This is a genomic window from Gordonia ajococcus, assembly GCF_012974285.1.
GTDB classification, from domain to species: domain Bacteria; phylum Actinomycetota; class Actinomycetes; order Mycobacteriales; family Mycobacteriaceae; genus Gordonia; species Gordonia amicalis.
Genome location: NZ_CP052884.1, coordinates 4,476,248 through 4,495,439, shown reverse-complemented (window position 1 = coordinate 4,495,439; position 19,192 = coordinate 4,476,248). Strand labels below are relative to the sequence as shown.

The following is a 19,192-nucleotide window of genomic DNA, read 5'->3' as shown; positions in this document are numbered from 1 at the left end:
ATCGTCCAGTGCACTGAAACCCCGTTCAGGGGGTTTGCAGGCGGTACGTTGGGTACTCGGGTTCGTATAGTCACGGCGGCCATGGACGGTCCCGCTACGCCCCGCCCGCCGGGAAGGAGTTCGATCGTGACCGACGCGAACGACGACGTCCATCTCCGCATCGCGGAGATGGCTCGGGAGCTGCACGGGGACGACGCCGACGACGAACTGGTGGCCAAGACCATCGTCGAGGGTGCGGTGTCGGAGATCCCCGGTGCCCAATACGCCGGACTCACGGTCGCGACGGATCGACGATCCATCGAGTCCTTCGGTTCGACGCACGAGATCGCAGAATTGCATGATCGCATCCAGGCGGAGGTCGGTGAGGGACCGTGCCTTTCGGCTGCCCTCCACGACCGGGTTGTCCGCGTCGACGATCTCGAGAAGGACGAGCGGTGGCCGGTATACCGGAGTCGCGCGATGGACGAGGTGCCGATCCGTTCCGTGCTGTCCTTCCAACTCTTCGCCAATCAGAACAAGATCGGTGCGCTCAACCTCTTCGCGGATGAGCCGCAGGTCTTCGACCTACACGCCGAGGACATCGGCGTTGTCTACGCCACCCACGCCGCGTTGGCCTGGAACACCATCAAGAAGGACCATCAGTTCCACAGCGCCCTCGCCAACCGCGATGTGATCGGCCAGGCGAAGGGCATCCTGATGGAGCGTTTCAGCATCGATGCCGTGGCGGCTTTCGAGCTGTTGAAGAAGCTGTCCCAGGAATCGAACACCAAGCTCGTCGAGATAGCGCGGCAGATCACCCTGAAGAGGTGACCTGCCGGGGCGAGCCGGCGGAGTTCTACTCGAAGGTAGCGAATTCCGTTGCACTGGGACCGATCTCACCTTCGGTGAGCTGGCGTCCGGCGTCGTCGACGGTGTCGAAGACCCGTACGTAGGATGTCATCCCGCAGATCTCCAGTGGACGGCTGACGGTTCGTTCGCCAACCAGGACAACGGGAATCGATCGCTCGGTGGCGTCGTCGACGAAGGTCTGGAGCAGTACGAGTCCGATCGTGCCGAAGAAGTTCACCGCGGAGAAGTCCAGGACGACGCCATGGACTCGATCACGCGCGACGCGGTCGAGGGCGGCCGCGAAGTCGGCGGCCGTTTCACGGTCGACGCTGCCGGAAAAGCGCTGTACACAATAGGATTTCGCGGAATCGAAGCGCCTGGGTGTGGTTGTCGACGGCCCTCTGCCGGTGTCGAACGCCGAACGGAAGACTGTCGAGGTGGTGAGTGGCATGGATTGCTCGTCTCAGTAGGAAGCGTGCCGAGCGATCGATCGACGATCGAGCCCGGTCAGTGTCCGACGCCGGTGACGGCGCGAGACCCCAAGTTCACGATCGTCCTGAATGGAGATAAACCGTGATGTCGCGTGAGCCGAGGAGCCCTGGGTGCCCTCTCGCTATTACTGTGCAGCTCCTACCTGAACCGCTCTACCAACCCTACGGGTGTTTCGAGTGCCGAACAAGGTCGAGAAGGTTACGTTCGTAGGTTTCGGAATCCCGCATCGTGAGACGCCGTAGCTGGACCTGCGCCGTAGAACGTGGTTGTCTAGTAGCGATGTGCGTCGAGTCGCGTGCGCACATCGCAATCCATGCTAGATGGGGCAGTAGTCAGCCCATCGGTCGCAAGATCAGAACGTCTGGGTGGTGACAAATGGCGGCACAAGAACGCGCCGAGCACGACGATTACAGCGACGTCCTCCCGATACTGCGTGAGATCCGCAGTGAACGCGATGACGATTTACGTGCGAAAAAACGCGACGAAGTGATCGAGCGGTGTCTACCGCTCGCCGATCATGTCGCACGACGGTTCTCCGATCGTGGTGAACCGGTCGACGATCTCCGCCAGGTGGCGCGGATCGGTCTCATGCACGCAGTCGACAGATTCGATGTCGAGCGTGGCAACAATTTCCTCGCCTTTGCCGTTCCGACGGTGATGGGTGAGGTCAAGAGGTATTTCCGTGACAGCACGTGGTCGATCAGAGTGCCACGCCGTGCGCAGGAGGCCTCACTCAACATCGCGAAGGCCAGCGAGGAGCTCTTGCAATCCCTCGGTAGGTCACCGCGGCCGAGTGAGATCGCCGAGCACCTCGGACTACCGGTCAGCGAGGTCATCGAAGGGATGGTCGCGCGGTCGGCGTACACAGCGAGTTCCATAGATGCCGAGGCGGGTTCGTCCACCGACGGCTGGACGCTCGCCGACACTCTGGGTGACGAGGACGAGCGACTCGACATGATCGAGGAGTTCGTGACCCTCCAGCCGGCGCTCAAGCGGCTCACCGAACGCGAACGGACGATCCTCACCCTGCGGTTCTTCCGTTCGATGTCCCAGAGTGAGATCGCCCGGCACGTCGGGATCTCACAGATGCATGTGTCGAGGCTTCTCACCCGGATTCTCGACACGCTGCGTGAAGAGGTTGCCGACGACGAGTACGAGGAGCCCCTGCTCAAGCACGCGTAACCACTGCGGTCCACCAACTGCGGTCACACGCTCGGGTACCGAGGGCCCGCGCCGGAGGCATCGGCGCGGGCCCTCGGTCTCGGTCAGGGCTTCAGGATGACCTTGACCATCCCGTCGGCCTTGCGCTGGAACTTGGCGTAGGCGTCGGGTGCCTCGCCGAGCGGGAGCTCATGCGTCGCGAAGGTGTCGACACCGAGCGGGTCCTCATCCGTCAGCAGCGGAAGGATGTCGTCGACCCACCGCTTCACGTTGGCCTGTCCCATGTGGAGCCGGATCTGCTTGTCGAACATCGTCAGCATCGGCAACGGGTCGGCGGCACCGCCGTACACGCCGGACAAGGAGATCGTCCCGCTGCGCTTGACGATGTCGATGGCGGAATAGAGCGCGCCCAGCCGGTCGAGACCCGCCTCCGACATCGCCTTACGCGCGATCGCGTCGGGGAGCAGACCAACGACGGTCTGCATGGCCTTGTTCAGTGGTGAACCGTGGGCTTCCATGCCGACGGCGTCGATGACCGAGTCCGTGCCCAGTCCACCGGTGAGGTCGCGAATCGCCTCGCCGACATCGTCCACGTCGTCCATGTTGACCGTCTCGATGCCGCGCGCCTGTGCACGCGCGATGCGCTCGGGCACGCGATCTACGCCGATCACCCGCGCGCCCTTGTGGGCGGCGATACGTGCGGCCATGTCACCGATGGGTCCGAGTCCGAGGACGGTCACCGTTCCGCCGCTGGGGATTTCGGCGTACTCGACGGCTTGCCATGCCGTCGGGAGAACGTCCGACACGTACACATAGCGGGAATCCGGGTTCTCCACCGGCACCTTGATGTGGGTGAACTGTGCCTGCGGCACACGGAGATACTCCGCCTGCCCGCCCGGCACCGAGCCATAGAGCTGCGAGTAGCCGAAGAGTGCCGCCCCCGTGCCCTGGTCGGTGACGCGGGTGGTCGAACACTGCGTCATGAATCCGTCATTACAGAACTGGCATGAGCCGCAGGAGATCTGGAACGGGATGACGACGCGATCCCCGACCCGTAGATCCCCGGTGTCGGAACCGACCTCCTCGACGATCCCCATCGGCTCGTGGCCGAGGATGTCCCCCGCGTTCATGAACGGACCGAGCACCTCGTAGAGGTGCAGATCGGAACCGCAGATGTTGGTCGAGGTGACCTTGATGATGGCGTCCGTCGGTTCGATGATCTTCGGATCGGGCACAGTCTCCACCGATACGTTTCGCTTGCCCTGCCAGGTCACTGCGCGCATGCTTTCAGGCCTTTCCGTGGTCGTTGTGGTCTTCGCGGCGTTCTACCCGCGCCCGTTCGTGCTTGCCGTCGTGGTCGACGGGAAAACCGTGGTACCGCTCTTCGTAGCGCTCGGCCTCCTCGGCCGTGGTCTCGGGCTGGATCGGATCCTGGTGGGCTCGTTCGCCGTCGCGACCTGCCCGCCGCCGCAGGAGAACTCGGCTGCCCATGAGGAGGCCGACCGCGAGGAGACCGGCGATGACGGCGCCGATGGCGAGCCAGACGGTCGCGTCCCGGTCGCCGGCACCGGCCGCGATCGCCATACCGCCGAGCACCAGCATCAGTCCGAGACAGAAGATTCCGAGAAGACCGATGGCGTTGAGTCCGCGCGACTTCCGGGCCGGTCGTCGGGCGATGGCTTCGCGCGAGGCGACCTCCCGTTCAGGTGTGAGATCTGGCATAGCTGTCCCTTCGCCAGGTGGTGGTGAACTCCGATGTGACTGTGTCCGTCGGGTACCGCAGGCGCCTCGCGCTGAAACGTCGCCGTTGCGGCCGTCGGCCGTTGTCCCAGATGAGGGCGGGTGGACGTCGCGTTCTGGGGTCGGCGGGTGCAGTCGATTCAGTTGACGCCTCTGCTAACGTCGGAAGACGTGTTTCGGGGAGCACGATCAGCATGTCGGCTGAACAACCACGGTTTGGACGAGACCATCGCGGGGCATTCATGAGCAGACCGATGAAGATCCACTCATATCGACGTGCGAAGAAGACTCACTTGATGACCGACTCCGACGCCACTTCCCAGCTATCGATCGAAGGCAGTCTGCCAACGGTGCTGCGGGTCCCGGCGGCCACTGATCGACTTGCGCTGGTGCGCGCGCTGGTCGAGACGGCTCTGTACATCGACGACTGGTCGCTCGACGACGTGATCGACGCGAAGGTCGCGGTGGACGAGATCTGCTCACAGATAATCTCCGCAGCAGCCGAGAGCTCCTCGATGGAGGTCACTCTGCACCTCGCTTCCAACGGCGTGGTCGGGGAGGTCCGGGGTCAGCTCGTGGATGGCGTCGAGCTGGACGAGTCGACGTTCGGATGGCGAGTCGTCCAGACCGTCACCGACACCCACGCGATCAGTTACGCGGAATCGTCGCCCGCCGAGGCGACTCGCGACGTGACCATCAGGTTCTCGAAGGTCCGGAAGTAAGTCCGGCCAATCATCTGCTCAACCGTTCGACCGTAGTCCGGCGCCAGTCGTCGACGGTCTCGTCGTAGGTGATGAGGTCCTGTCGCGCGAAGGCGTTCAACCATCCCTCCATGGGCCATCGGTCCCACCGCCGGTGGAACACTCGCGCATTGCGGAGGATGTCCTCGAGGTGCTCGACGGGCGGGTCCGACACCGCATGGTGCTGGTGGTACGCGTGGGCGGCGCCGACCCAGGCGATGCGAAAGCCGTTGCGTGCGGCGCACATCGCGAAGTCGGTGTCCTCTCCTCCGTAGCCTCGGTAACCGATGTGGAACCCGCCGATCCTGAGCCAGTCGATCGAGCGGACGGCGAAGGACAGCGACCAGAACAGTGTCATCTCGGAGGACAGTTGAGTCTGGCACGGCCCAGGCACCGGACGCGCGGGATGTGGGTCGGTGAAGTGGTGGAGCTCTCGTGCGTCGAACACCTCCTGGTCGCGTGGCAGGTAGGTCACGGGCCCGCAATAGAGGAGACGCAGTTCTGGTGTCGCAGCGCATGAGCGGAGATAACGCTGCACCAGGTCCGGCCCGGGGATGCAGTCGACGTCCAGAAACACCAGCAGGGTTGCCCCGGCGTGGATGGCGGCCTGCGCGCCGGTGTTGCGAGCATCGGCGAGCGGCAACGTGCCGGACTCCTCTTTCTCGACGTGGACGACCCGCGTCGGATGCGCCGCGGGAGCCGAATCGGCGACGACCCCATCGATGTCGGGGTCATCGATGGCGACGACGATGTGGACGTCGGGTCGCGCGGTCGAGTGCTCGAACGCCTCGAGTTGCCGGCGCAGATGCAGGTGGCGTCCCGACACGATGGTGATCACCGCGACGGTCTCCTCTGCACTTCCGGTCGTCATCTCGCCACCGCTTCGATGGCGCGGGCCGCCCGTTCGGCGGCGCCGGCGGTCTGCCACCGGGACCACGCCGGTTCGGAATCACCGACCGAATCCACGATCGATCGCCAACGGTCGATGTCGGGCCACGTCGAGGCGACCAGAGCGAGCTCGGAACGCGCGAGAGTGTTCGCGGTGGCGCGCTGCTCGGCGAACGGACGGTCCTCCGGCATGACGACAGCGGGACGTCCAGCCGCGGCGGCATCCGCCACACTCCCCTGCCCAGCGCCGATGACGGTGAGGCGGGCACTGCACAGGAACGGCCACGGGTCGTCGACCCAGGTTCGGAAGGCCGGGCCGAGGCCCACCACCTTGAGATCGGGGAATGCGTCGGCCAGGCCGATCGCCGGATGCGCTGCCCCGGCGTTGCCGCCGGCCCCGCCGAGAACGAGGATGTCGGCGGCGAAGGTCGGGTGGGCGACCTGTGGCCGGCCGTCGAAGCGGGAGATGCCGCCGGTGAAGACCGTCTTGGACAGGTGCTCGACGAGCCAGTCCGGCTGGTACAGGTCGCCGGGCCAGGGAGCGATGATGGCGTCGGCGGCGCGGTAGGCGAGTTGGTGGGGAAGATCGTCGCGCACGCCCGGCATCGCCATGACCACGACCGGTACGCCGAGCAGCCGGAGGAACAGAGTGACCTCCACCGACACGTCGACGACCATCGCGGCCGGCCGCCGCGTCGCGACGAAATCCGCCAGTTGGGCCATCCGGTTGCGCAACCCGGCGTCGTGCCGAGGCGCCCAATGCAGCAGACCGCCGGCGTCGATGTCGGAGGGAGCGGGATCGGCGTCGTCGCGGTCCAGGACGACGACCTCGTCGAAGGCCGGATCGGTCAGTTCGGCGCTCGTGAGTGCGACGATGTCGGTCTGTAAGCGCGCGGCGATGGCGGCGGCCCGCGAACAGTGTCCGCGACCCTGATGGTGGACGTAATAGCCGATCATGCCGAGAACGCCCCGGCAAGTCGGCGGGAGCCTCGGCGCTCTCGCTCGGCCACGAGTTCGGTGTAGATGTCGGTGTACCGGTCGATCATCGCGATGTCGGAACAATGCTGCTCGGCGCGCCGGCGCACCTCCCGTCGGTCGATCGTGAATGCCTTCTCGGCGGCCTCCGCGAGCGCGACGACATCATCGCCCGGGACCAGCATGCCGGCGGTGTCACCGACGATCTCCGGGATGCCGCCGCGAGCGAATCCCGCCACTGGTGTTCCGCAGGCGAGGGATTCGGCGACGACGAGTCCGTAGGGCTCGTCCCACACCGGTGTGACGAGCGCAGCGCCGCACGACCCGACCAGCCGGGCCAGTTCGTGCTGGTGTAGATGACCTTCGTAGCTGACCTGGTCGCCGAGGGCCGGCGCGACGTGATCACGGAAGTAGGTCTTGTCGCTGATCGGTCCGGCGAGCCGGAGCCGACGACCGGCGATTCGGGCGGCCTCGATCGCGAGGTGGGCGCCCTTCTCCGGCACGAGTCGGCCGAACCACACCAGGTCGTCACCGCCGGTGCCGATCGGCCAGTGATTCAGCCGAACACCGTTGTGTACCACCGGTATCGAACCGAGAACATGCGACCACGCGTGGGCGGTGTGCCGGCTCACCGCGACGCACCTGGTATCCGGTGCCAGCGCCAGTGCCGATTCGAGCCACGGCGTGGGCGGGGTGTGCAAGGTGGTGACCATCGGAGTGTCGACGGCTGGACCCATCGCGACCGGCAGGTAGTGCAGGCTGTGGTTGTGGATGACGTCGAAGTCATCCGGGTTCCGGGTGAACGAGAGCATCAGCGACAGATAGGCGTGATGATCGTGCAGCACCTCGATCGGCGGCATCGACACATCCGACCGAGCCGCCGCCGACGGCTCGAACAGGTCGCCACGTAATCGGTCCGACTCGACCGGCAGGTCGCTGCCGGCTCCCGCGAACAGCGTGACCTCGTGACCGGCAAGGGTCAGCGCCCGCGTCAGATGCCAGACGTGGGCTTCGAGGCCGCCGGCGAAGGGCTGTGCGATCGGGTACCGGCTGGACGCGACAACGGCGATTCGGAGCGACTCACTCATGCAGCACCCGGGTGTAGAGGCCCGCGTGGGCTTCGGCGAGTGACAGCCGCTGTGCGCGACGATCGCGCCACATCGCCGGTGCCGGACGAGCGGAATATGCCTGCGCCAGTGCGGCAACCAGCGACTCCGGATCGAAATGGTCCTCGGTGAAGTCGTAGGTGAAGCACTCCTGCTGTTCGTGGTAGAAGCCGCAGCTGGGCGCGATCACCGCGGTGCCCAGGTCGTGGCAGGCCTCCAGCCACCCCGAGTGGGTACCGAACCGGTAGGGCAGGACCGAGACCGAGAGTTTGCCGAGGTAGTCCCACAGCTGATCGTCCGTGTAGTACTCGTGCACCCGCACGCGGGCATACGGGTGGCGCGACAGCGCGAGTGCGGCGGTGCCGAAGTCCGGGTTGTACCAGTGGTTCCCGGGGACGAAGACCTCGTCGTGGAGGTTGATCTGAATCGTCATGTCCGGATAGTCGGAGGCGGCGTCCAGCAGGGTCATGATGACGGGGAGCGGGTCCATGTTGGCGCGCACACTCTTGGCGTGCACGCCGACGATGAACTCGTCGGTCGGTGCCTCGCGGGGGGCGAACCGGGCGGGCGGCACCACATGGGGGTGCGGGAGTACCGCCGCGGACCGACCCCAACGCTGCGAGATCTGTTGGGCCGCACCCGGGGTCAGCGTGATGACCTCGTCCGCGGCCGGGACGAGGAGGTCGAGGACCTCCTCGTGGGCGCCGGGCTCCGGGTGGTGAGGGTTGCGGAGGTCGTGCAGCGTGTAGACGAGCGGCTTGTCGTGACGGTCGAGTTCACCGAGGACGTCGGCCATCACCGACGGTTCGACGGCGTCGAAGCCGAAGTGGATGTGGAACACGTCGAACTCGTTGTGGTGCTCGGCAATCCACCGCGGGTCGAGCATCAACGGCGGCCACCATCCGCCGGGCACCTTGGCGCCGTCAGCAGGCACCGGGTCGGGCAGCCGGGTCACCGACACGGCACCGGTGTCCAGGAGGCTGACCGACCCGTTCACCGGCGAGAGATGCCGGACGTAGACATGCGACTGCGGGACGGAAGCGACGCGGATGTGCGCGGTGCTCGACCGCGTCGTCCGTGAGCTGTGCACCTTCTCGAGGGTTGCCGCACCGCCGAGCTGCCCGATAACACGTCCGTCCACTGTTCCATCCGTTCACTTCGAGACATGAACGGCTGTTGGCTCAACCGGGTCCGCAGGATTGCGGCGTCTTCACCGCAGAATTGCCGAGAGCGGCAGTTGGCTTGCGGATACCCCGGTACGACGATTGTGAAACCCGACGACGATGCGTGTCGGGAAGGTCTCAGTTCTCGTTCTGGTGAGCGTTCAGGAGGAGGTGGTCGAAGGACTGTCGCACCGGGTCGGGAAGCACGACGTACCTGTGGACGCCCGAGACGATGTTCTTGGCCAGCTCGTTGACCTTGACGTTGGCGGTCTGCGAACGCCAGCGCATCACCTCGAACGCGCGCTCGGGACTGACCCCATACGCCATCGAGATCATGCCCTTGGCCTGTTCGATCACGCCCTGGTTCTCGCGGAAGCGGGCGACGTGCTCGTCGACCTGGAACTTGACGGTTTGCTCGTCGTACCCGGTCAGATCGAGGTAGAAGCCCTCGGCTCCGATGGGTACGCCGTGCTCGTCGATGATCTGCTGCGAGACCACCGCGACGTGATGGACCGTGCCGGAGGTATCGATGATGCGATGACGGCTGGAGAACGGCGTGCGTCGGCTCAGCATCGTCGCGACCATCTCGTCGAAGGCGTGGCGGTCGTCGGGATGCTTGTGACCGGCCAGCAGCTCGGTGGTCGGGGTGACCTCACCTGGCTGGTAACCGTGCATCTCGGCCACCTCGTCGGACCACCACCACTCCTCGGTGTCGAAGAGGAACCGGAAGCTGCCGACGTGACGAATCCGAGAATCATCGGCAGGAATGTTGTTGGTCTTTGGCACGGTCACCCCTAGAGCTAAGAAGGCACGCAAAAACGACAGCGCCGGCGGTCTCGGGCGAGATATGAGCTTACCCGGGTTTCATCAGCGGCAAGAATTGGCCCGACCCGTGTCGCGGACCGATCGGAGACATGGACGAACAAGCAGGTCAACGCTCTTGTTTTGGTCGTTCGGTGCTCGGGTAGGCACGGTGCCGTGGCGAACGTACCTGTCGCCGACGAGATCGTTTCCCGAGAAGATTGAGGAGGTCGTGGTGAGCACCGACAGTGAGAGCACCGACGCGACTGCGGCGACGGAGGGAGTCAACCCCGATCTGACCTCGACGGTGGGTGCCGAGGACCTCGACGAGGACCATCTCGCCCGCGATCCGCTCGAGGACGGGATGGACCCGCCGGAGGACTAGTCGGCCAGTGACCGTACCGGGACGACGGCCCGCGAGCAGCGTGAGGGAGAGACGCTCGACGAGAAACTCGATCAGGAGATCCCCGACGAGAATCCCTGAACGCGGTAGCAGGTTTTCGATTGCGGCACAGCGGGCAACCGACGACGATGACCGATCAGGGCAACTCCCCACACGAAGCGAAAACGATTCCCTACCCGGGCGAGACCGGGGACATGCCGGACCGTCCGCGCGACGAGATGCGCGAGTACCGCGGCCGCGACCTGCTGGCCGGCAAGAAGGCGCTGATCACCGGCGGCGACTCGGGTATCGGCCGGGCCACCGCGATCGCCTTCGCCAAGGAAGGGGCCGACGTCGCGATCGCGTACCTCGACGAGGACGAGGACGCGCGCCACACCGTCGCGCTGATCGAGGCCGAGGGTCGCAAGGCGCGCGCCTACCGCGGCGACCTGGGTGACCCGGCCCACTGCGCCGACGTCGTCGAACGCACCGTCGCCGAGCTCGGCGGGCTGAACATCCTGGTGAACAACGTCGCCTACCAGGAGGTCGTCGACGACTTCCTCGAGGTGGACCCCGAACAGTGGTACCGGACGTTCGACGTGAACATCCACAGTTTCTTCCACACCACCCGCGCCGCCGTGCCCCACCTCACCGGTGGTGGCGCGATCATCAACACCTCGTCGATCAACGGATTGCGCGGCAACGACAGTCTCATCGACTACTCGGCGACCAAGGGCGCGGTCCTGGCGTTGACCTATTCGCTCGCACAGTCGTTGCTGGAGAGGAAGATCCGCGTCAACTGCGTCGCGCCCGGACCGGTGTGGACCCCGCTGATCCCGGCGACGATGCCGGCCGAGGCCGTGAAGGACTTCGGGACGCAGGCGCCGATGGGCCGAGCCGCCCAACCCGATGAGATCGCGCCGTCCTATGTGTTCTTCGCGGCCGAGCAGCTGTCGTCCTACTACACCGGCGAGGTGCTCGCCCCGATCGGTGGTGAGACGTTGCCGGGCTGACCGGTGCTCGCCCGCCGGTAGCGCAGTGACCGCGTGCTGCCAGGAACGTCAGGATGACGAACTGAGACGCAACGGTCGAACCATCTCACATCGGTCACCGCTGGCCGATACGCTGTGGCGCATGCATTGCGTTGTCGTGGGTGGGGGACTCGCCGGTCTGGCGTCGGCGGTGTGGCTCGCGGAGGCCGGGCAGCGGGTCACGCTCCTGGAGCGGCGCGGTTCGCTCGGTGGCCGCACCATCTCGATGCCGCTGGCCGCGGTGGACGACGTCCCCGACAACGGGCAACACGTCTTCGCCAGCGGATACGAACACCTCATGCGGTACCTCGAGAGCGTCGGGACCCGCGAACACGTCGAGTTCCCGGGACACATGACGTTCCGGATGCCCGGCGGCGCCACCCGCAAGTCGGCGTTCGGCGGCGTGACCGGACTGCGTGCCGCGATCGGCGACCTCCCCGGGGTGACCGGTGTGGACCGCGTGCGGACCGCGATCGCCCAGGCACGGCTGATCCGGCACGCGTTCCGCCAGCCCGAGTGGCTCGACGAGGTGACCGCCGACGAGTGGTTCCGCCGCATCGGCATGCCACAGTCGGCACGCGACGCACTGTGGGATGGCATCGTCATCGGCCTGACCGGCGACAAGACCGAGATCTCGTCGGCGAAGGTGCCCGCCGATCTGCTCGTCACAGGTGCGCGGCGCGCTCTCGCGACCCGCACCCCGGTCTCCATCGGATTCCCGACCGTCGACCTCGACACCCTGTTCATCGCGGGCGCGGAGAAACGCTTCGCCGACGCCGGCGTCGACGTCCGGCATCGCGCCGTGGTCTCGACGATCGACGTTGCTGACGGCACCGTCACCGGGGTGACACTCGCCGACGGGGAGAAGGTCGCGGCGGATGCGGTCATCTGCGCGGTACCCGTGTGGAGCGTCAAGGGGCTGCTCGACCAGGTCCCGGGACACGAACGGATCTACGAGGCCGTCGACAACCTCACGCCCGTCCCGATCGTGAGCGTCAACCTCTACCTCGACCGGTCGATCGGGATGACCGACTGGGGTGAGATCCTCCACGGCGGTGAGGGAGTGCTGGAACAGGTCTGGGACCGTCAGCGCATGCACGGACGGGAACCGAAGGACAACTGGTTCTACTCGACGACGGTGTCGGCGTCGTATGACCTGATCGGCAAGACCAACGCCGAGATCACCGACATCCAGATGGACATGCTGCGCAGGTACTACCCGCAGGCCGCGGACGCGCAGGTCATCCACAGTCACGTGGTCCGGATGCCGAAATCGACGTTCGCCCAGCGTCCCGGTACCGCGGGAATCCGGCCGGACCAGCGCACCACCGTCGACGGTCTGGCCCTCGCCGGCGACTGGACCAGGACAGACTGGACCACCACGATGGAGGGCGCCTGCCAGAGCGCGGCGCGGGCCGTCGACGTGATCCTGGAGTACGCCGATTCCCGACGCTGAGTAAGTTCGTTCCATGCCGACGACTTCGTCTGACTTCTACCTCGGCGGACCCGAGGTCATGCTGCGGATCAGGGGACTCTCGATGTCCGCCGAACGCGGTGAGGCCCGCATCGAGACCGGGCCGTGGCTCGCCGATCCCGCCGCCGGCGTCACCCGGGCGGCGCTGGCCGTCGTCTGTGACGACGTGACGGGATATGTCGTGGACGCGGGTAGCCCCGAGGGACGCTGGCCGGTGTCCCTCGGGATCCGGATGGACTTCGTCGCCGACCCGCCGCTCGACGGGACGGTCCTCGACGTCACCGGCGAACTCGTCGCCCGCGACGAGCGGGGCGCGATGACCACCGGAAGGATCTCGGATCCCTCCGGTCGCACGATCGCGACGATCGTCCAGCGGTCCCACCTCATCGACGCCCCGACCTCACCGGGTGCACATGCGACTGCCGACGTGCTCGACGCGCCGGCCAGCCCGGTTCGCGACCAGCTCGGCCTGGTCCCCACCGCGCCCGGCGTTCTGACCATGCCCCCGACCTTCCTCTCGGCCAACGGGATGGGCAGCGTGCACGGCGGAATCCTGATCTGCGCCTCCGAACTCGCGGCGATGTCGTCGGTCGAGGCGGACGGGCAGTTGCGCACCACCAGCATCGACATCAGCTATGTCCGCCCGTGCAACGCCGCCGACACCACGACCTTCACGTCGGAGACCCTGCACCGTGGCCGAAGCCTGTCCGTGGTGCGCGTCATATCGGCGAATTCGTCGGGCAAACCGTCGTCGATCGCAACCGTGGTCCTGCAACACATCTGAGATCGCGACGATGCACGGCCTTCGCAACCGGCATACCAGCATGGTTGCGGGGGGCCGCATTTCCCTGGCAGGCTGCACACATACGGCCCTGTCAGGTGCGTGCAGATCATCGCGTGCCTCGTGCGGCCGTATCTTTCGCGGTCCGTTCCCGTGAGACGGATTCGCGCACAACACAATCACCTTGCCTGCCGCCGGAATGCCCTGTCCCGAGCGGCCTGCCGGATGAGGGAAAGGATCGAATCGATCGTGGTAACTCAAACAGCAAGCCAGAACATCGATATCCGCAATGCCCGAACCGAGAGCCTGACCCGAGGCGTCGACGTGTACCGGACCCGTCTCGCCCACCGCAGCCAGATCGAACCGCGACCCCACAACACCGTGTGGGGCAGCATGGGGAACCCGGGGCCGCTGTCGGCGCCCGAGCTGCGCCACTATGCCGACCGCGGGTACCACACCGAGAACAAGGTCCTGTCGGCCGCCGACATCGACGCGTGTCTCCGTGAGGTGTCCGACATCACCGACCGACTCGGGGAGGACGACCGGGTCATCCGTGAGTCCTCGAACGGCGACGTGCGTTCGCTGTTCGCGGTGCACCGCCTCAGCGACATCATCGCCGAGATCTGCGACCGCGACTCGATCCGCGGTGTCGCCGAACAGATCCTGGACGACGAGGTCACAATCCACCAGAGCCGGATCAACCTGAAGCCGGGCTTCGCCGGTGGACCGTTCTACTGGCACTCCGACTTCGAGACCTGGCACGCCGAGGACGGGATGCCCGCACCGCGAGCACTCAGCGTGTCGCTGGCACTCACCCCGAACCTGTCCACCAACGGGCCGCTGATGATCATCCCCGGCTCGCACCGTCGGTTCGTCAGCTGCGTCGGCGCGACACCCGATGGCTACCACCGGGAATCGCTGACCTCGTACCGTCCGCCCTTCGGCACGCCGGACGAGGAGGATGTCGCGACCCTCGCCGACGAACTCGGGATCGACACGATCACCGGCCCCGCGGGTTCGGCGCTCTACTTCGACTCCAACTGCCTGCACGCTTCGGCCGGCAACATCACCCCGTACCCGCGGAGCAACCTCTTCGTCGTGTTCAACGCGAAGTCGAATGCCCTACAGGAACCGTTCGACGGTACGGCACCTCGTCCGGATCACCTGGCGCACAGGTGACCTGAACAGAGTGCGGGATCAGTGCCGGAAGGCGGCACTGATCCCGCACTCTGTTGGGGAGTCAGAAGCCTGTCGAGGATCCCAACTCCGGGGCGGGGCCGGTGAAGTAGTGCTCACCGTCGAACCGGGCCGGGAGACCGCCCGCGAGGTATCTGCCGATACCCGGCTGGTCCAGTTCCGTGAACAGCGGATTCTTCTGTAGAACGCCGGATTCCACCACCTCGTCGAAGGTGCGGTAGCGCTCCGACAGCACCGAACTCTTCGCCAGGGCGGCCTCCACCTCGGCGGTGGAGTGGCGGGCGAACCACGCGGCGAACAGCGGGGTGAGGATTCCGCGGTGGGTGTAGCGGTCTGCTTCCGCGGTGAAGTCCGCACCGAGCGCCTTCTCGACCGCTGCCACCGCATCCCCGGTCTCGGTCATCGCGACCAGGTCCCGGAAGTGGCGCGGGGTGAGGGCGACGAGCATGAAGCGGCCACCGTCGGAGGCGACGAAATCCGTTCCGTACGTGCCGTAGACGTCGTTGCCGGTCGCGGGCCGGCTACCGCCGCCGAGTTGCGGCTCGGTGAGGTAACCGAGCGTTCCCGCGATCGCCAGGGCGGTGTCCTCCAGCGGCAACGTGATCTGAGCGCCGGCACCGGTCTGGTCGCGGCGTCGTACCGCCGCGGTGATCGCGAGGGCGGCGTACAGACCACAGGCCACGTCCCACGCGGGCAGGGCGTGGTTGACCACACCGGCGTAGTCGGTTGGGCCGGTGATCGCCGGGAAACCCAGTGCCGCATTGACGGTGTAGTCGACACCGGGTGTCCCGTCCGTGCGTCCGAGCAGTTCTAGGGTGATGACGTCGGAGCGCTTCGCGGACAGGGTCTCGTGACTCATCCATGCACGACCGCCGGCGTTGGTGACGAGGATGCCGCCACCGGGCCCGCTCTCGGTGACGAGATCCTGGATCAGCTTCTGGCCCTCGGGTTCCCGGAAGTTCGCGGTCACCGACTTCTTGCCGCGGTTGAGGCCGGTCCAGTAGATGGAGTTGCCGTCGGCGGTGACCGGCCACCGGTTGGTGTCGGCGGCGCCGCCGAGGGGGTCGACGCGGATCACCTCGGCGCCGAGCTGGGACAGCGTCAGACCGCACAACGGTGACGCGACGAAGCTCGACACCTCCACGATGCGCAGGCCCTCCAGCGGGCGGGGTGTGGTGCTCATGCGAAAGATCCTCCGAGAAAGGGTGTTCGGGTCAGGCCATCAGGACGTGGTAGCGCCAGTCGAGGACGTCGCGGTCCTCCCCTGCTTGGTCGTCACGGTCGCCGTGGGCGACGACCTTCGATCGGAGGCGCAGGATTCCACCCCCGCCGTCGAGCGGGGTGGCGTCCTCGACGTGGATCTCCGAGCTGAGCGTGTCGCCCTCGCGGACGGGCCCGGTGTGGTCGCACGAGTCCCACGCCACCACGGTGACGAGGTTCGGCAGGGCCCGATTTGCTTGCGACAGAGCGAGTCCAATGGTGTGTCCGCCGTAGACGAGCCGTCCGCCGGCCGCCTTGCCGGCCACTCGCTCGTCGTGGTGGGTGGCGGCGATGTTCAGCGACAGACGCGCGAGTTCCGGTGCGCTGGAGACCACGTCGGCGCTCGAGCGGTAGACGCGTCCGGCCAGCTCGGGGGAGAAATGTTGCCCGCGGACCGATGACCGGTAGGTGGTCAGGTCCCAGTCGGGCAGTGCCGGTTCGGCATCCGCGCCGGGGCCGATGGCGCTCAGGTCGTCGGCGTGCACGGTGCGTCCCGGGTCGGGGGCCGGGGACAGCGGCAGCATCGCGCAGCGGTAGAAGTCGAGAACCGTGGCGCCGTTCTGGTCGGTGGTGACCATGTGCAGGGCGGCCAGACCGGTCGGGGCGCGACCGGGCTTGGACTTGTTCTCCCGCAGCCCGACCACCTCGGTCACGGTGGTGAGGGTGTCGCCGATCTTCGGATAGCTGAGGAAACGCAGCCCACGGTAGAAGAGGTTGGCCTTCACGTGGTGGGTGGCCAGTGTCGACTGTCCGATCGCGACGTCGGTCACCAGGCCGGGATGAGCGAGCGTGCCCTCGCCCAGCACGCGGCCCGCCAGATGTGCATCCAGGGACAGGCGTAGCCGGTCACCCAGGATCGTCTGATGCGACGCGGCGAGCCCGGAGGTCAGCGTCAGCGACGGTGCGTCGTCGAACACCTGCCCGTGGGTCAGTTCGTCGAAGTACGGCCCGCCGACCGCGATCGGCTCACTCATCGACCGCTCCCTTCGCGAGGACTCGGCGCGCGGAGACGGCGAGGGCCTCGTCGAGCATCCGGCCGTCGAGCTCGGCGGCACCGGCGCCTGCGGCGGCTGCTTTCTCCAGTGCCTCGAGTACGCGTCGCGCGTCCTCGATGGCATCCGCGTCCGGAGTGAATATCTGGATCGCACTTGCCAATTGGGCCGGGTGGATCACCCAGGTGCCGTCGAAGCCGAGGTCGCGGACCCAGCGCTTGGCGTCACGGAACGCGTCGTCGTCGGCGATGGTGAGGTGGGGGCCGTCGATCACGTCCACCCCGGCGGCGCGTGCGGCGAGCAGGACCGAGTCCTGTACGACGTGCCAGGTCCGCATCGGCAGTCCTGACGCCCGGCCGAGCGACGCGCCGAGATCGGCATAACCGATCAGAACGGCGTCGAGACGGTCGGTGGCCGCGCAGATCGTTCCGGCGTCGCGAATCCCACGAGGGGTCTCGAGCAGTGCCTGGAGACGAACGGCGGAATCGCCGAGCTGCTTGTCGGCCTCCTGGAGATCACCGGGGGTGTCGGCCTTGGGGAGCACCACCGACGTCAGGTTCGGCATCTGGGCGCAGGCGGCCAGATCGTCCGATGCCCACGGGGTGTCGATGGCGTTGATGCGCAGGGAGACAGCGCGATCAGCCCCGAACTCGGCGACGAGTTCGGCGGCGGCGGTGCGCGCCGAGTCCTTGTTGGCCGGGGTGACCGCGTCCTCGAGGTCGAGGACCACCTCGTCGGCGATGGAGGCCAGCGCCTTGCGTGCCTTGCGGTCGTCGGAGGCCGGCGCCACCAGGACGCCTCGTCTTCTCTGCACCATTGCTCCCAGTGATCGTGTCAACCCGGATGTCGGGTTCAAATGTGCGGCCAAAGTCGTGCCTTCACGGTTCTATCAGACCTCGATGTCCGATGGGAAGGTTGACATAGGTACGGCCTATCGACAAAATGGCCGTACAAATCAGCCCTCCTCGAAGAACACAGGTGAGCCCCTTCATGAGCACGCTGTCAGCGGAAGAATCCTTTCTCGTCGAGACCGTCCGGTCGTTCATCGACCGCGAGGTCAAGCCGACCGTGCAGGAGGTCGAGCACGCCAACGAATATCCCGAGAAGTGGATCGAGCAGATGAAGCAGATCGGCATATACGGTCTGGCCGTGCCCGAGGAGTACGGCGGCTCGCCGGTCTCGATGCCCTGCTACGCGCAGGTCACCCAGGAACTCGCACGCGGCTGGATGAGCCTGGCCGGCGCGATGGGCGGTCACACCGTCGTCGCCAAGCTGCTGACCCTGTTCGGCACCGAGGAGCAGAAGCAGAACTACCTGCCGCGGATGGCCACCGGCGAGATGCGCGCAACCATGGCGCTGACCGAGCCGGGCGGTGGTTCCGACCTGCAGGCGATGTCGACCGTGGCCAAGGAAGACGGCGACGAGCTGGTCATCAGCGGGGCGAAGACCTGGATCAGCAATGCCCGACGCTCCGGGCTGATCGCCCTGCTGTGCAAGACCGACCCGGCCGCACAGCCGCGGCACAGGGGCATCTCGATCGTCCTCGTCGAACACGGTCCCGGACTGACCGTCTCGCGCGACCTGCCCAAGCTCGGTTACAAGGGAGTCGAGAGCTGCGAGCTCTCCTTCGACGGGTACCGCGCACCGAAGTCGGCGATCCTCGGCGCCGTACCCGGCAAGGGCTTCGGCCAGATGATGAAGGGGCTGGAAACCGGCCGCATCCAGGTTGCCTGTCGCGCACTGGGTGTCGCGACCGCAGCACTCGAGGACTCGCTGGCCTATGCGCAGCAGCGCGAGTCCTTCGGGCAGCCCATCTGGAAGCACCAGTCGATCGGCAACTACCTGGCCGACATGGCGACCAAGCTGACCGCGGCCCGGCAGCTCACCTGGCACGCCGCCGAGCAGTACGACCGGGGCGAGCGGTGCGACATGGAAGCCGGCATGGCCAAGCTCTACGCCTCCGAGGTCGCGATGGAGATCGCCCTCAATGCCGTCCGCATCCACGGCGGCTACGGTTACTCCACCGAGTTCGACGTCGAACGGTACTTCCGCGACGCACCGCTGATGATCGTCGGTGAGGGCACCAACGAGATCCAGCGCAACGTGATCGCCGCGCAGCTCGTGGCACGGGGCGGTATCTGACGGCGTCGACTCGTCAGGAGCAGCCGTACTCGAACAGGG

20 protein-coding genes are annotated in these 19,192 nt (G+C 66.5%); 9 read left to right on the top strand and 11 right to left on the bottom strand.

All coding sequences use genetic code 11. From position 1 onward, the window contains the following. Nucleotides 1-126: 126 nt before the first annotated feature. Nucleotides 127-810 (top strand): GAF and ANTAR domain-containing protein, encoded by a 684-nt coding sequence (locus GAA2_RS20280; RefSeq protein WP_159405789.1) that lies wholly within the window; start codon nucleotides 127-129, stop codon nucleotides 808-810. A 25-nt stretch (nucleotides 811-835) separates the two neighbouring features. On the opposite strand, the gene GAA2_RS20275 is transcribed toward GAA2_RS20280, so the two are convergent. Beyond that, nucleotides 836-1,279: an STAS domain-containing protein gene (locus GAA2_RS20275; RefSeq protein WP_024499663.1), complete on the bottom strand. Its 444-nt coding sequence runs from the start codon at nucleotides 1,277-1,279 to the stop codon at nucleotides 836-838. A gap of 416 nt (nucleotides 1,280-1,695) precedes the next feature. Here GAA2_RS20275 and GAA2_RS20270 point away from each other — a divergent pair, with 416 nt between their 5' ends. Then, complete coding sequence (locus tag GAA2_RS20270; RefSeq protein ID WP_159405790.1) at nucleotides 1,696-2,502, top strand: SigB/SigF/SigG family RNA polymerase sigma factor; 807 nt, start codon at nucleotides 1,696-1,698, stop codon at nucleotides 2,500-2,502. An 83-nt stretch (nucleotides 2,503-2,585) separates the two neighbouring features. Here GAA2_RS20270 and GAA2_RS20265 read toward each other — a convergent pair whose 3' ends face one another. After that, complete coding sequence (locus GAA2_RS20265) at nucleotides 2,586-3,764, bottom strand: zinc-dependent alcohol dehydrogenase (protein ID WP_191834535.1); 1,179 nt, start codon at nucleotides 3,762-3,764, stop codon at nucleotides 2,586-2,588. A gap of 4 nt (nucleotides 3,765-3,768) precedes the next feature. Further along, the gene (locus tag GAA2_RS20260) at nucleotides 3,769-4,203 is read right to left on the bottom strand and encodes a hypothetical protein (RefSeq protein ID WP_024499666.1); all 435 of its coding nucleotides are present in this window, start codon (nucleotides 4,201-4,203) and stop codon (nucleotides 3,769-3,771) included. Between the two features lie 314 nt (nucleotides 4,204-4,517). On the opposite strand from GAA2_RS20260, the gene GAA2_RS20255 reads away from it, so the two are divergent. Continuing rightward, entirely contained in the window at nucleotides 4,518-4,943 is a 426-nt protein-coding gene (locus tag GAA2_RS20255; protein ID WP_024499667.1) for an anti-sigma factor, read from the top strand. A 10-nt stretch (nucleotides 4,944-4,953) separates the two neighbouring features. On the opposite strand, the gene GAA2_RS20250 is transcribed toward GAA2_RS20255, so the two are convergent. The 5 genes from GAA2_RS20250 to GAA2_RS20230 form a co-directional block, all read right to left on the bottom strand. Further along, nucleotides 4,954-5,832, bottom strand: coding sequence for a glycosyltransferase family 2 protein (locus tag GAA2_RS20250; protein WP_159405792.1), 879 nt, complete (start codon nucleotides 5,830-5,832; stop codon nucleotides 4,954-4,956). After that, nucleotides 5,829-6,806 (bottom strand): hypothetical protein, encoded by a 978-nt coding sequence (locus GAA2_RS20245; protein ID WP_159405793.1) that lies wholly within the window; start codon nucleotides 6,804-6,806, stop codon nucleotides 5,829-5,831. The genes GAA2_RS20250 and GAA2_RS20245 overlap by 4 nt, the downstream gene beginning before the upstream one ends. Then, nucleotides 6,803-7,912 carry a glycosyltransferase family 4 protein gene (locus tag GAA2_RS20240; protein WP_191834534.1) on the bottom strand — a complete coding sequence of 370 codons (1,110 nt, stop codon included), beginning with the start codon at nucleotides 7,910-7,912 and terminating at the stop codon, nucleotides 6,803-6,805. Before GAA2_RS20240 ends, GAA2_RS20245 begins: the two co-directional genes overlap by 4 nt. Continuing rightward, nucleotides 7,905-9,071, bottom strand: a complete 1,167-nt coding sequence (locus GAA2_RS20235; RefSeq protein ID WP_024499671.1) for a glycosyltransferase — start codon at nucleotides 9,069-9,071, stop codon at nucleotides 7,905-7,907. The genes GAA2_RS20240 and GAA2_RS20235 overlap by 8 nt, the downstream gene beginning before the upstream one ends. 160 nt (nucleotides 9,072-9,231) lie before the next feature. Continuing rightward, the gene (locus tag GAA2_RS20230) at nucleotides 9,232-9,879 is read right to left on the bottom strand and encodes a PAS and ANTAR domain-containing protein (protein WP_159405826.1); all 648 of its coding nucleotides are present in this window, start codon (nucleotides 9,877-9,879) and stop codon (nucleotides 9,232-9,234) included. A 250-nt stretch (nucleotides 9,880-10,129) separates the two neighbouring features. Here GAA2_RS20230 and GAA2_RS23285 point away from each other — a divergent pair, with 250 nt between their 5' ends. The 5 genes from GAA2_RS23285 (at nucleotide 10,130) to GAA2_RS20205 (ending at nucleotide 14,741) form a co-directional block, all read left to right on the top strand. Then, nucleotides 10,130-10,279, top strand: coding sequence for a hypothetical protein (locus tag GAA2_RS23285; protein WP_232513026.1), 150 nt, complete (start codon nucleotides 10,130-10,132; stop codon nucleotides 10,277-10,279). 146 nt (nucleotides 10,280-10,425) lie between these two features. Beyond that, nucleotides 10,426-11,289: an SDR family oxidoreductase gene (locus GAA2_RS20220; protein ID WP_024499673.1), complete on the top strand. Its 864-nt coding sequence runs from the start codon at nucleotides 10,426-10,428 to the stop codon at nucleotides 11,287-11,289. Continuing rightward, nucleotides 11,186-12,763 carry an FAD-dependent oxidoreductase gene (locus tag GAA2_RS20215; protein WP_332108854.1) on the top strand — a complete coding sequence of 526 codons (1,578 nt, stop codon included), beginning with the start codon at nucleotides 11,186-11,188 and terminating at the stop codon, nucleotides 12,761-12,763. The genes GAA2_RS20220 and GAA2_RS20215 overlap by 104 nt, the downstream gene beginning before the upstream one ends. A 13-nt stretch (nucleotides 12,764-12,776) precedes the next feature. Beyond that, a complete protein-coding gene (locus tag GAA2_RS20210) occupies nucleotides 12,777-13,565 on the top strand; it encodes an acyl-CoA thioesterase domain-containing protein (protein WP_159405795.1) in 789 nt (262 codons plus the stop codon). Nucleotides 13,566-13,811: 246 nt separating this feature from the next. After that, on the top strand, nucleotides 13,812-14,741 hold the full coding sequence (locus GAA2_RS20205) for a phytanoyl-CoA dioxygenase family protein (protein WP_096274698.1): 930 nt from the start codon (nucleotides 13,812-13,814) through the stop codon (nucleotides 14,739-14,741). Between the two features lie 61 nt (nucleotides 14,742-14,802). Here the strand turns inward: GAA2_RS20205 and GAA2_RS20200 are convergent, their stop codons facing one another. The 3 genes from GAA2_RS20200 to GAA2_RS20190 are packed head-to-tail and all read right to left on the bottom strand — an operon-like array spanning nucleotide 14,803 to nucleotide 17,828. Next, on the bottom strand, nucleotides 14,803-15,942 hold the full coding sequence (locus GAA2_RS20200) for a CoA transferase (RefSeq protein WP_024499677.1): 1,140 nt from the start codon (nucleotides 15,940-15,942) through the stop codon (nucleotides 14,803-14,805). A gap of 31 nt (nucleotides 15,943-15,973) precedes the next feature. Then, nucleotides 15,974-16,993: a MaoC family dehydratase gene (locus tag GAA2_RS20195; protein WP_159405796.1), complete on the bottom strand. Its 1,020-nt coding sequence runs from the start codon at nucleotides 16,991-16,993 to the stop codon at nucleotides 15,974-15,976. Continuing rightward, nucleotides 16,986-17,828: an HpcH/HpaI aldolase/citrate lyase family protein gene (locus GAA2_RS20190; RefSeq protein WP_236577704.1), complete on the bottom strand. Its 843-nt coding sequence runs from the start codon at nucleotides 17,826-17,828 to the stop codon at nucleotides 16,986-16,988. The genes GAA2_RS20195 and GAA2_RS20190 overlap by 8 nt, the downstream gene beginning before the upstream one ends. Before the next feature lie 173 nt (nucleotides 17,829-18,001). Between GAA2_RS20190 and GAA2_RS20185 the strand changes: the two genes are divergently transcribed. Beyond that, nucleotides 18,002-19,153, top strand: a complete 1,152-nt coding sequence (locus GAA2_RS20185; RefSeq protein ID WP_024499680.1) for an acyl-CoA dehydrogenase family protein — start codon at nucleotides 18,002-18,004, stop codon at nucleotides 19,151-19,153. Nucleotides 19,154-19,192: the final 39 nt, after the last annotated feature.